This is a genomic window from Dolichospermum compactum NIES-806 (assembly GCF_002368115.1).
Taxonomy (GTDB): Bacteria; Cyanobacteriota; Cyanobacteriia; order Cyanobacteriales; family Nostocaceae; genus Dolichospermum; species Dolichospermum compactum.
In genome coordinates this window covers 4793087-4804976 of sequence record NZ_AP018316.1, presented here as the reverse complement: position 1 = coordinate 4804976, position 11890 = coordinate 4793087, and the positions used below count along the sequence as shown (strand labels likewise).

The 11890-nt window shown below is 40.5% G+C and carries 13 protein-coding genes; 7 read left to right on the top strand and 6 right to left on the bottom strand.

Annotation, left to right across the window (positions count from 1 at the left end; all coding sequences use genetic code 11):
• Positions 1-93 precede the first annotated feature (93 nt).
• The 5 genes from CA730_RS22385 to CA730_RS22365 all read left to right on the top strand — a co-directional run bounded on the left by CA730_RS22385 (position 94) and on the right by CA730_RS22365 (position 5746).
• Complete coding sequence (locus tag CA730_RS22385) at positions 94-2631, top strand: endonuclease MutS2 (protein ID WP_096670675.1); 2538 nt, start codon at positions 94-96, stop codon at positions 2629-2631.
• Positions 2632-2790: 159 nt separating this feature from the next.
• On the top strand, positions 2791-3393 hold the full coding sequence (locus CA730_RS22380; RefSeq protein WP_096670673.1) for a DUF3038 domain-containing protein: 603 nt from the start codon (positions 2791-2793) through the stop codon (positions 3391-3393).
• Between the two features lie 71 nt (positions 3394-3464).
• The gene (locus CA730_RS22375) at positions 3465-5024 is read left to right on the top strand and encodes a DUF4335 domain-containing protein (RefSeq protein ID WP_096670672.1); all 1560 of its coding nucleotides are present in this window, start codon (positions 3465-3467) and stop codon (positions 5022-5024) included.
• Positions 5025-5187: 163 nt separating this feature from the next.
• Positions 5188-5445, top strand: coding sequence for a type II toxin-antitoxin system RelE/ParE family toxin (locus CA730_RS22370; protein WP_231939914.1), 258 nt, complete (start codon positions 5188-5190; stop codon positions 5443-5445).
• The gene (locus CA730_RS22365; RefSeq protein WP_096670670.1) at positions 5432-5746 is read left to right on the top strand and encodes a helix-turn-helix domain-containing protein; all 315 of its coding nucleotides are present in this window, start codon (positions 5432-5434) and stop codon (positions 5744-5746) included. Before CA730_RS22370 ends, CA730_RS22365 begins: the two co-directional genes overlap by 14 nt.
• Positions 5747-6171: 425 nt before the next feature.
• Here CA730_RS22365 and CA730_RS22360 read toward each other — a convergent pair whose 3' ends face one another.
• From CA730_RS22360 to rpe, 3 genes are all read right to left on the bottom strand, one after another.
• Positions 6172-6294 (bottom strand): addiction module protein, encoded by a 123-nt coding sequence (locus CA730_RS22360; protein ID WP_231940152.1) that lies wholly within the window; start codon positions 6292-6294, stop codon positions 6172-6174.
• On the bottom strand, positions 6237-6689 hold the full coding sequence (locus CA730_RS25830; protein ID WP_231939913.1) for a protein kinase domain-containing protein: 453 nt from the start codon (positions 6687-6689) through the stop codon (positions 6237-6239). The genes CA730_RS22360 and CA730_RS25830 overlap by 58 nt, the downstream gene beginning before the upstream one ends.
• Positions 6690-7004: 315 nt before the next feature.
• The gene (rpe, locus tag CA730_RS22350) at positions 7005-7712 is read right to left on the bottom strand and encodes a ribulose-phosphate 3-epimerase (RefSeq protein ID WP_096670666.1); all 708 of its coding nucleotides are present in this window, start codon (positions 7710-7712) and stop codon (positions 7005-7007) included.
• A 249-nt stretch (positions 7713-7961) separates the two neighbouring features.
• On the opposite strand from rpe, the gene CA730_RS22345 reads away from it, so the two are divergent.
• Entirely contained in the window at positions 7962-9554 is a 1593-nt protein-coding gene (locus tag CA730_RS22345; protein ID WP_096670664.1) for a S8 family serine peptidase, read from the top strand.
• Between the two features lie 23 nt (positions 9555-9577).
• Here CA730_RS22345 and CA730_RS22340 read toward each other — a convergent pair whose 3' ends face one another.
• The 3 genes from CA730_RS22340 to CA730_RS26175 all read right to left on the bottom strand — a co-directional run bounded on the left by CA730_RS22340 (position 9578) and on the right by CA730_RS26175 (position 10955).
• Entirely contained in the window at positions 9578-10054 is a 477-nt protein-coding gene (locus CA730_RS22340; protein WP_096670662.1) for a Uma2 family endonuclease, read from the bottom strand.
• Between the two features lie 141 nt (positions 10055-10195).
• Positions 10196-10411: a hypothetical protein gene (locus CA730_RS22335; RefSeq protein WP_096670660.1), complete on the bottom strand. Its 216-nt coding sequence runs from the start codon at positions 10409-10411 to the stop codon at positions 10196-10198.
• Between the two features lie 415 nt (positions 10412-10826).
• Positions 10827-10955 (bottom strand): hypothetical protein, encoded by a 129-nt coding sequence (locus tag CA730_RS26175; protein WP_269076487.1) that lies wholly within the window; start codon positions 10953-10955, stop codon positions 10827-10829.
• Positions 10956-11158: 203 nt separating this feature from the next.
• Here CA730_RS26175 and surE point away from each other — a divergent pair, with 203 nt between their 5' ends.
• Positions 11159-11839, top strand: coding sequence for a 5'/3'-nucleotidase SurE (surE, locus tag CA730_RS22325; RefSeq protein WP_096670658.1), 681 nt, complete (start codon positions 11159-11161; stop codon positions 11837-11839).
• Positions 11840-11890: the final 51 nt, after the last annotated feature.

Sequence of the window (11890 nt, the reverse complement as noted above, 5' to 3'; positions counted from 1 at the left end):
CCTAGGAATTGATACCGGAAAATTTGATTCTGGAAAATGTAGTCTTCTAGAGGCTAAAATTGTTACGATAACTTCAGATTTGTTGTTGAAACCTTGATCCAATCTGAAACCTTAGAATTACTAGAGTGGCCCCGTCTGTGCCAGCACCTTTCCACCTTTGCGGCAACTAAGTTAGGGGCGATAGTTGCGCGTAACCTGCCGATTCCTGAAACTCAGGTAGAAAGTGAACAGTTATTAGCGCAAACCAAAGAAGTTTACGAACTGGAAAGTCGTTTACATCCAGGGTTGTCCTTTGAGGGAATACAGGATATTGGTGATTCTCTGGAACGGGCAATACTCCAAAGTATTTTACCTGGTGAGGAACTGTTAGCGATCGCTACTACCTTAGCAGGAACAAGAAATTTACGTCGTGTCATTGATAATCAAGAAAATGTCCCGGTTTTATCCGATTTAGTTTCCCAATTGCGGACTTACCCCGAATTAGAACAGGAAATCCACCGTTGTATTGATGAACGGGGACAAGTAACTGATCGTGCTAGTCAGAAAATGGGAGAAATTCGCATAGAATTACGGAAAATTCGCGGACAAATCACCCAAAAACTCCAAAATATTATTCAAGCTAAATCGGGGGCTGTTCAAGAACAGTTAATTACCCAAAGAAGCGATCGCTTTGTTATCCCCGTTAAAGCCCCCCAAAAGGACGCAATTCCCGGCATTGTACACGATACCTCTACCAGTGGCGCAACCCTCTATATAGAGCCTAATAGTGTCGTACCATTGGGTAATCAACTCCGGCAAGTGATCAGAAAAGAACAAACTGAAGCTGAAGTAATTCGCCGCACTTTAACGGAGAAAGTCGCCGCAGTTAGCCCAGACTTAGAAAGATTACTAGCTATTGTCACCACCTTAGATTTAGCAGTTGCCAAATCCCGTTACAGTCTGTGGATAGGTTCTAATCCCCCACATTTTGTGAATCGAGAAGACAATGAAATTATCACCTTGCGAAATCTGCGCCACCCCTTGTTAGTCTGGCAACAGCAGCATGAACAAGGAAATCCAGTCGTACCTGTAGATTTGTTGATTAGTCCCCAAATTCGCGTAGTTACAATTACCGGACCCAATACAGGGGGAAAAACTGTCACCTTAAAAACCTTGGGATTAGCCGCTATCATGTCCAAGGTGGGTTTATTTGTTCCCGCCCGTGAACCCGTAGAAATGCCTTGGTTTTCCCAAGTTTTAGCTGATATTGGTGATGAACAATCTTTACAACAGAGTTTATCCACATTTTCAGGGCATATTCGCCGCATTAGTCGAATATTAGAAGCATTAGAAGAAGGAGTCAGGAGTCAGGAGTCAGGAGTCAGGAGAAAGGAAGAAGAAGGAGAAGGAGAAGGAGAAGGAGAAGGAGGTAGGGGCGGGGTTTCCCCGCCCAAAATTCAGGAGAAAGACGAAGAAGAAGGAATAAAACTCCCAATCCCCAATCCCCAGTCCCCAGTCCCCAGTCCCCAGTCCCTCGTATTACTTGATGAAGTTGGTGCAGGTACAGATCCCGTTGAAGGAAGTGCATTAGCGATCGCTTTACTGAAATATCTCGCCAATCATACCCAGCTAACAATGGCTAGTACCCACTTTGGTGAACTCAAAGCCTTAAAATATGAAGATCCTCGGTTTGAAAATGCTTCCGTAGAATTTAACGAAACCACACTGTCACCCACTTACCGGCTATTGTGGGGGATTCCTGGACGTTCTAACGCCTTGAGTATCGCCTTGCGTTTAGGTTTAAAACCAGAGGTAGTCGCAGAAGCGAAAACTCAAGTAGGAGAAGCCACAGACGAAGTAAACCAAGTCATCGCCGGTTTAGAAGCCCAACGTCGCAACCAGGAAACCAAAGCCGCCGAAGCCCAAAAATTATTACGTCAAGCCGAACGATTATATAAAGAAGTTTCTGACAAAGCCGCGTCCTTAGAAGCCAGAGAAAAAGATTTGCGGGCTTCCCAAGAAATCGCCGTTCAACAAGCAATTACCCAAGCCAAAGGCGAAATTGCCCAAGTCATCCGCCGCTTGCAAAAAGGCACACCTAACGCCCAAGATGCCCAACAAGCCACCACCAACCTCAATCAAATTGCCCAAAAATACGAACCTGCACCCCCACCTAAACCTAAGCCTGGGTTTATGCCAAAAGTGGGCGATCGCGTACGAATTCCCAAATTAGGGCAAACTGCCGAAGTTTTAACAATTCCTGATGCTGACGGCAACTTTAACGTCCGGTTTGGCATCATGAAAATGACAGTCCAACTCCAAGATATAGAATCCTTAGATGGACAAAAACCCGAACCCATAGTTAAACCAAAACCAGCCCCAGCAGTAGTTACACCACCACCAGCCCCAGCCATTCGTACCTCCAAAAATACTGTGGATTTGCGCGGAAAACGAGTGGCCGATGCCGAATACATCTTAGACAAAGCTATTTCCGAAGCCGCTGGCCCCCTATGGATTATTCATGGACACGGTACTGGTAAACTTAAGCAAGGAGTCCACGCTTTCTTACAACAACACCCCAGAGTTACCCACTACGAACCAGCAGAACAAGCCGATGGTGGTACTGGTGTTACTATTGCCCATATCATATAGCAGGAGAGGCAGGGGAGGCAGGGGAGGTAGGGGAGGTAGGGGAAGTAGGGGAGGTAGGGGAGTTAGGGAGAAGATCAACAACTGACCAATGACCAATGACCAATGACTAACTCGTTTCCAAATAGGTAACAGTCACAGATTCTTTAAGCCTGATCATTTATGCTAAAAGTTATGCACTCAACCGCTAATCCGACTATACCAAAATCACCTTGGGAGGATTTAAATCAAATCCCAGTCCCAAACACAACTCAATGGGAAAATATTAAAACTCAGTTAGATTTAGTGCTATTAGCCCTAGAAACCTTAACTGGTATTGGTTCAGAAGCCATGCTGTCAGCAGCAGTTAGTCTGAACTTAGAATCCAAAGTACCAGATCGGGTGGCATTGTGGCGATTGCGGCAATCCAATCCCCTCCGCAAAAGTCAAGGGGGACGGAAAAAGTTAGATGTAGAAGAAGCGCGATCGCTAGTTCTCATTATCTGCCATCTCGCCAAACAACACCAAGAATTAATTCGGCGGGCTGTAGGTTTATTAGAACAATTGACAGCAAATAAGCAAAAACCTCATCAAGCCACCCTATTAGGAGACTACATAGACGCTTTTTGTAATACCTACCAAGAACGGATGGAAGAGGAAGAAGCAACTTCAACAGATTTGCTTACCAACCTCGCCCTCAAACTGTTAATAAATTTACTCTTTTATAGTGCATCTGGTGGACATCGGCGTTTGTGGTTAGCACTCATAGACCTTTCCACAAAATAATTAGCGATTTTTGATTTTCATTCCCTATCTAAAATCCAAAATACCTATTTTTTTTCTTGGCAATTGTTGTTATGTCTCCATCAAATTCTGTAATTCGTCGCTACACCCCCCCGACTTGTACATTAGAAATATCGGCGCAAAACTCCCCTTTGTCAAGGTGGACAGACAAAACTGTGATTAGTGATCTCAGTTTTAGCTTGCGATTTGATGATCCTCGACTACCAGAAGCAGATAAAATACTCGTTCAGGGCGATCGCCGACAACTAGAAATTTTATGTGATATCGTTACCACCTACGTTCAAACACTTCTGCAACAATCTGCGGAAGATTTTAGTATTACCTTATTAGGCAGTGATCATCCCCACGCAACATCAGAACCAGAAATAACAGACATTCCCCCATCTGTCCCTCCCACCCCAAATATCTCATCCTTTAAAACCCAAATTCCCCAAACAAAAATATATTTAGAACCCAGCCATAATTTAACTCATCAACTCTTTTTTGGTGATCTTGCCAACCAAACATCTGGACAAGTAATTGAACTGACTTTACTACAACTATTTGATTTAGCAACAGCTTTAGACGAATACTCATCTGATATGGTCGTCTTACCAACTACCAGCCATCAAATTATTAAACCGAGTCTACCTCAGTGGGCCCCCATTGCCGCAGTCTTAGTATTAGCAGCCGGTTTAACACCATTTACCTGGCAATATGCCAACAACATCCAGAAAAATCGTCAGAAAGTTGCCAACAACGTCCCCCATTCTCCCGAACCAGTCGCTATAGAACCTACTCAACAAGACCCTATCCCAACACCATCCCTGCCCTTAATTACCCCTCAACCCCAACTAACACCACCACTTCCTAACCTGAGTACCCCCGCACCCCCGCTTTCCTTTCCTAATGCAACCATCCCAGCTGCACCATCAAAAACATCTCAGCCGCCATTAACCATACCATCCGATACTTCCTCCTATCCTCTAACTTCACAAGTTCCCCTACCAGGGATCATTCCCAATGCCAACATCACACAAGTAACAAAAGCCATCCCCAATGCTTCAACTATTCCCAATAAAAAAGCAGTAAATCCCACGAAATCCAAGAATGTACCATCGGATATTACCCAACTATCTCCATCTATTGCCACCATCCCCAACAACAATTTAAGTAATATTTCCAACCTAATTCCTACCCCTGCCGCTGCGGAATTAGCACCAAGTGTTGCCAGTAATACTACCCCACAACAGCCATCTCCAATAGGAAATCAAGATAGTTTAGCAAGCAGATTAAGAACCGCAACCAAACCTACCTCAGATACCCAAACTACTGATAACAAAACCTTATTTGATACACCTCAAATAGCAGAAGCCAGAGAATACCTCAACAAGCGTTGGCAACCACCAACCGGACTTTCACAAACTCTAGAATATAGTTTAACATTGGGTATTGACGGCAAAATCGAAAGAATTTTACCATTAAATCAAGTCGCTAGAGAATACATTGATAGTAGTGGTATTCCCGAAATTGGCAAACCCTTTGTTTCTAGTAATAAAGCTGGGCAAAACTTGAGAATCCGAGTTATCCTCAGTCCTGATAGCAAAGTGCAAACATTTCCAGAAACACCATAATCATCCAAAATTTGATTTTGTCACTCTACAGTAGGGTGTGTTAGGGACAGCGTAACGCACCATTATCAATAATTTAAGCAGCGATCGCCTCTACAGTAGGGTGTGTTAGGGACAGCGTAACGCACCATTATCAATAATTTAAGCAGCGATCGCCGGACTTAGCATGCGTCGCCCTGGAGCGGATTACCTGCGAGATGGAATTTATGAATTGCGGGCAAAGCATATTCGTGTCCAGTACCGGATTTTGTACTTCTTTCATGGGCAAAACGTGGCGATTCTGGCACAAGCCATTACGAAAGAACAAGCAGCAGTACCAGCAATTGATATCGAACGAGCGATAGCGCGAAAGCGTTTATTTGAGGAAAGCCCAGAAGCGCACACTTACCACGAGGAGGAGGATGATGATGATGTCCAAGACTAAGGATGCGATTAAAATTATCGACAAGATGACTCGTACTGATCCTCAACTTGAGGCAATGGTAGCGGTATCTACCATTAATGCAGAAGTGGCACAGTTAATATATGAAGCCAGAACCAAAGCTGGGTTAACGCAGAAACAGTTGGCTGAACTGATTGGCACAAAACAACCAGTAATTGCACGGCTAGAAGATGCTGACTATGAAGGACATTCTCTTTCCATGCTGCAAAAAATCGCTCATGCTCTTAATCAGCGGTTAGTAATTCATCTGACTCCAATGGATGAGCAGCAAATTGCATACTGACTGGCACAGGGTAAGGTGAAGTAAAACTTTCAGCCTTTTTGGTATTGAGCCGAGATACGTGTAAGTGCGATTCGTTCTGGAGAAACCCATTTCTTGGGGGGATTCCAGGCTTTAGTCCTCTACTAATGAAAACTTGATATCCATGTATACTCAAAACGGTTGGGACATGGACTTTTGTAAAATCACGAAAAACCTAGATTTGTAGGGGTTTAGCAATGCTAAACCCCTACCCGCTTAAATCAAATAATTAAGCCGTGTTGAGTATAAGTGAGGTTCTCAAAGAACCCAAAGAACCAATTCTTACTGCCCTGGTGCGGGTTTGAAAGCACATAAACTACCAATAATGGTAGCCCCTAAGGAGAAGACTGACTATCAAATCTGTAAAGCGGGTTCTATTTGTGCATGAGGATTGAATTCAAGCAATATCAGCGATTACTTAATATTTGCAATACTTCATCGGCTGGAATTAACGCGACTTGACCTTTATCTATTACCTGTATGCGATTTGCAATTTCTTTTTCCCAAACAGTTTCAACTTCAGGATTAATTTCATCCAGACTTTTGAGAAGATGTTCAGCAAGCATCGCTCTGTAATTTGTTTAAATAGATTAAATTTTGTTTTTAAATCAATGCCACTATCAAAATAAGTTTTAATATCTTGACCATCTAAATACTCTAATACTAAATAAACCAGCTTATGACGGGTTTCATAACCTTGTTCAATAAATTTAACAATATTCGGATGATTAAAACGTTTTAAAGTCTCAGTTTCTCTTTCCAAAAGTTTAATTGCGTTATCTTCATCAGTAGAAAGAGTTTTAATAGCATAACGCTCATTAGTATCTAATTTTTTCGCTAAATAGACTACTCCACTACCACCTTGTCCCAGTTTGGTTTGGATATCGTACTTACCACCAATAATTTCACCGATTACATTAGACATACTGATTTTTTTATGATTTTAACAATGACGATGAGCCAATAAAGGATACGCTACAATATTATACTACAAGTATAATTTCGGGATACTGCCAACTCAACTAATTTCATTAAATCACAATTAGAAATAACCAATACGTTAAAATTACTTAAATTATTTTACATTTATATTGCAGTAAATTAAGAAAAATTACGCAAATATCACCCTGAAACCAAATTCCAGAGTGCATCAAATTTTATTAAAAATAAAATAGAAAATAGATCCCCGACTTCTCAAAGAAGTCGGGGATCTGAGTCTTACTTAATCACAAGTATTAAATTAAACAGCAGCCAATTCTGGAGTTGGACGCTTACTGTTACGGATATTGGTAATCGCCTCAGCATAATCAGGGGCATTGAATACAGCCGAACCCGCTACAATAGCATTAGCGCCAGCTTCCAAAACTTGCCAAGTATTATTAGCTTTTAGTCCCCCGTCAACTTCAATCCAAGGATCTAAACCGCGTTCATCGCACATTTGACGCAACTTGCGGATTTTAGGAACTACGCTAGGAATAAAGCTTTGACCACCGAAACCGGGGTTAACGCTCATAATTAGCACTAAATCGCACAATTCTAGAACATATTCAATTAACTCCAAAGGTGTACCCGGATTGAGTACAACTCCAGCTTTCTTACCGAGTTCTCTGATTTGTCCGAGAGTGCGGTGTAAGTGAGGTGAAGCGTTGTGTTCTGCGTGGACAGAAATAATATCAGCGCCAGCTTTAGCAAAACCTTCCACATACTTTTCTGGTTCCACAATCATCAAGTGGACATCCAGTGGTTTGGTGGTAACTGGACGAATCGCCTCCACAATCAGAGGACCTATTGTAATATTAGGGACAAAACGTCCATCCATTACATCAACGTGAATCCAATCTGCTCCGGCTTTGTCTACGGCGCGAATATCGTCACCCAGACGGCTAAAATCTGCTGATAGGATAGATGGAGCGATAACTATAGGCTTTTGAGATGAATTTTGGGTCATGGCTAGTGGGTTTTAAGCGTCTTCGTCTGTAGGCATTGTAACAAAATATGGAGAAATTATTAAAAATTAATTCAAAAATGAAAATTTTAAATAAAATTTCTCTCTCTTTTCTCCTTTCCCTCTGGAAGAATATGGATTAAATGAACCACGTTCGCGCAGCGTCCCGGAGGGATATAGGGACGAAGGACACGAAGAAAGGAAGGAAGGAAGAAGATAAATCTTGATTTGGGAAGGGAGTAACAAGCGGTTATGAATAAAAATTGGCTAATTTTTTGGAGTTTAGGTTTTTCTTGCTTGACTGTACCCGTCTTTGCTGGTGTCAAGTTTGCAAATTTTTTAGGCGCTAACGGTATTGATGCGCTGAAACTACATCAAGCCCCTTATAATTTGACTGGGCGGAAAATTGCCATTGGTCAAGTGGAAATTGGTCGTCCGGGGATGTTTGGCTGGGATAAAGCCGTATCTAAAAATCGGGCTGTATCTCCATTTGCAGTGTTTTCACGCAATGTTCCCGCTAAGTCGAATGTTGGTGTTGATCCTCATGCCTATAATGTTTCTGGTGTGATGGTGAGTCAAGATAAGGCTTTTCCCGGTGTTGCACCAAATGCGCGACTGTATTCTTCTGCTGTCGGATCTACAAAAAAAATTGGTCAACCGGAGGAGTGTTTATCAGCACAACATATTGCTTTACAAAATGGTGGTGATGTGCGGGCGATTAATTTTAGTTTTGGTGAACCTCTGGAACGTGATCCTCGACCAGAAGCTATGTTAGATGGTAATGCTTTACTAACATTATGTATTGACTGGTCTAGTCGGGTTCATGATGTTGTGTATACCATTGCTGGTAATCAAGGCAAAGGCGGGATTCCCATTCCTACAGACAATTTTAACGCAATTAATGTGGCTTTTTCTTCAGAACGCAAGGGAATTTTTAATAAAGTTCACGTTTCTAATTTGGCGAGTATTAATCAAGGTATAGAAAATCGTTTAGCCGGGAAGGAATTTAACGTTGGGGGGAGAATTGCAATTAGTTTGGTTGCTCCTGGGACGAATATTCCTTTACTTAATCCTGATGGTAAGTTAAATAAATCTACAGGTACGAGTTTTGCTGCACCGCAAGTTACGGCTACTGTGGCTTTATTACAGGAATTTGTGGATAGACAGTTACGAACTAAACAAGCAAATTGGACTATTGATGCTCGTCGTCATCAGATCATGAAAGCAATATTACTTAATTCTGCGGACAAGATTCAAGATGGTGGTGATGGTTTACGGTTGGGAATGACGAGGACTTTAATTGATAAACAAAATCAAGATTGGTTAGTTTCTAATGCTTACAAAAATTCCAAAATTCCCCTGGATGCTCAAATGGGAGCAGGTCATTTAAATGCTTTTCGAGCTTATCAACAGTTGAATGGTGGTGAATGGAAACCTACTGCACCAGTTCCGTCTATTGGTTGGGATTATGGCACTGTTAATGCTAATTCTTCTAGAGAATATACTTTGCAAAATGGTTTGAAACAAAATAGTTTTGTGGCTATTACTTTAATTTGGAATCGTTTGGTGGAGTTGAATGATAAAGATAATAATCAGGAATATGATATAGGGGAAACATTTATAGATAAAGGATTAAATAATCTTGATGTCTATTTAGTTAAGGAAAATGGGAAAAATAATGAAGTTGTGGTTTGTGATTCTGTGAGTGAAGTTGATAGTGTGGAACATATTTTTTGTCCAGTTCCTACTAATGGTAACTATAAGATTCGGGTGCAATTCAAGAAGCAGGTTAATGAAGCTACTCAACCTTATGCTTTAGCTTGGTGGACTGTAGGTGAAAGGTGATAGATACAACAAAGTTCAGCAGATTAGCGTTTAATTTGTTGAGGAAAGTCAGGAACTAACAAAGAGTTTTCTAATTCACCTTGTTGATTATAGAACCTGATTTCACCTTGTTCATTACATAACCATACTTCAATTGCTTGAGCTTCTAAATATAATTGTTTCTTAAATTCCATTTCATCAATAGTATTGCCCGTAGATTTAACTTCTATACAAATTTCTGGTGCTATGGAAGCTGATATTTCATCTTGAATTTGATCAAATCTTGTATCTGAACACCAAACGACATCAGCAACTTTAACGCCGTCTGATGTATTGATTGCACATTCTGGCATGACTTCGCCAGTTTTTAATAAAGATTCTAATAGTCGTTGGATTCTTCCTTGATGAAAAGAGTGTTTAATTTTTACAGGACTCATGACAATTTGTCCCCATTTATTTAATTCAATTTTGAAGGGTAAATCTTGTAATTGTTTATTTTCACAAACTTCTTCCCATCTCATAATCATTTACCTATAGGGACAATATCATTTTAGCTAATTGATTTTAAACTATGCAACTTTAAATGATCTTATTATACCATACAAGCGAGGAAATTACTATACAGTATTAATCCTGATTGCAAGTTTATTTATAACCTTTGTTCATTTACCAGTAGACTCTTGATATTCTTGAATTTTGGCATATAAACTATCAACTGTTTCTTCAGAAAATAGGCTTTCTTTAAGTTGTAAATAATCCCCTTCACCTATTTTACAAGCCGCCCAAAATTTCATTACTTTTGCTGGTTCTAGGTGAGCAAGCAAAACCTGCATCACTTCTTGTAAATTTTGTTGTTCGTTAATAACTTTAATAGTCATCTTCCATCTCCAAAATCAAATCTGTTGGGTTAATTACTTTGAGTAATAAATCTTGACAACGATTAATTAATCTTCTATCACAAGTGATAAAGTAATCACTTTGAGATGCTTCTGCACAAGCTACATGAAGTGCATCAATCGGTTTAATCCCTTGTTTTTCTAATTGCTTGGCTCATTATAAATACTGGTGTCTAGATAAGGGATCACCAAAAAATAAATTACCCAATTTTGTGGGATGGGCATCCTGCCTGTCCTTGGTAATTAGCGGGCAAGATGCCCGCACCACAAGAAACTTTTGGGGATTTTTTTAATTGGAAGTCCCTAAACCCTCAGGGGAAACGCATCTAAATTATCTTGACAGAATACTATATTAGTGCATCAATATGGGAAAATATCTAAAAAAATTAGATGCTTTTCATCCTCCTATAATTGCTCCTGTAGTGCTTCCTAACAAACCCACGCTGACTTGTCCTGTCAAAGAACCAGTTATACCAACCCCAAAAGTAAAAGCACCAACTATCATCCAGTCTGAGAACTGTCTCATCTCCACACCTTAACGATTTTTATACTAAGCTACTCGACTAATTTCATTAAATCACAATTAGAAACAATTAGAAATAAAAATATGTTAAAATTACTGAAATTACGTTACATTTATTTAGCAGTAAGCTGAAATTGAGCGCAGAAACCCGCCTATGGTGGGCAATGCCCCTACGTAAATTTCAAAATCAAATATGAGTTATATATATGACTATAATTATCACCAATGACGATGGTATTGATGCTCCGGGTATTGCAGCTTTAATGAAAGCAGTAAATGATAAGTCAATAATTATTGCTGCACCACAATCCCATCAATCAGGCTGTGGACATCAAGTTACTACTCATCAACCGATTAATCTGCAACGGCGTTCTGATTTTGAATATGCGATCGCCGGCACTCCTGCTGATTGTATCCGAGTTGCCGTTTCACATATTGCACCAAATGTAAAGTATGTGATTTCTGGTATTAATGCTGGTGGAAATTTAGGCGTTGATGCGTATATTTCTGGGACTGTGGCTGCTGTCAGAGAGGCTGCTATGCACGGGATTCCCGGAATTGCTGTTTCTCAATATCGTCAAGGTAAACGTGATTATGATTGGGATACGGCTGTTAAATGGACATCTGCATTATTAAAGGATTTGATGGAACTTCCTCTAGAACCTGGATGTTTTTGGAATGTTAATTTACCGCACCTGTTACCGCAACAAGCAGATCCAGAAGTGGTATTTTGTCAACCTTGTACGAAACCTTTACCTGTTAATTACCGAATGGAAGGTGATGATTTTTACTATACAGGAGAATATGGTAAACGAGAACGGACTCCTAATAGTGATGTTGATATATGTTTTTCTGGAAAAATCGCAGTGACAAAGTTAAGGGTTTAAGGTAATTAGGACTTACTAATTCAGGTGCTAAATTCTTCTTTCTTCTTCCTT

Bases quoted from the DNA above. Each gene is read 5' to 3' on its own strand.
- CA730_RS22380 (WP_096670673.1), top strand. From the start codon at position 2,791: ATGCTAAAAGTTATGCACTCAACCGCTAATCCGACTATACCAAAATCA.
- CA730_RS22375 (WP_096670672.1), top strand. From the start codon at position 3,465: ATGTCTCCATCAAATTCTGTAATTCGTCGCTACACCCCCCCGACTTGT.
- CA730_RS22370 (WP_231939914.1), top strand. From the start codon at position 5,188: ATGCGTCGCCCTGGAGCGGATTACCTGCGAGATGGAATTTATGAATTG.
- CA730_RS22365 (WP_096670670.1), top strand. From the start codon at position 5,432: ATGTCCAAGACTAAGGATGCGATTAAAATTATCGACAAGATGACTCGT.
- CA730_RS25830 (WP_231939913.1), bottom strand. From the start codon at position 6,689: ATGTCTAATGTAATCGGTGAAATTATTGGTGGTAAGTACGATATCCAA.
- rpe (WP_096670666.1), bottom strand. From the start codon at position 7,712: ATGACCCAAAATTCATCTCAAAAGCCTATAGTTATCGCTCCATCTATC.
- CA730_RS22345 (WP_096670664.1), top strand. From the start codon at position 7,962: ATGAATAAAAATTGGCTAATTTTTTGGAGTTTAGGTTTTTCTTGCTTG.
- CA730_RS22340 (WP_096670662.1), bottom strand. From the start codon at position 10,054: ATGAGATGGGAAGAAGTTTGTGAAAATAAACAATTACAAGATTTACCC.
- CA730_RS22335 (WP_096670660.1), bottom strand. From the start codon at position 10,411: ATGACTATTAAAGTTATTAACGAACAACAAAATTTACAAGAAGTGATG.
- CA730_RS26175 (WP_269076487.1), bottom strand. From the start codon at position 10,955: ATGAGACAGTTCTCAGACTGGATGATAGTTGGTGCTTTTACTTTTGGG.
- surE (WP_096670658.1), top strand. From the start codon at position 11,159: ATGACTATAATTATCACCAATGACGATGGTATTGATGCTCCGGGTATT.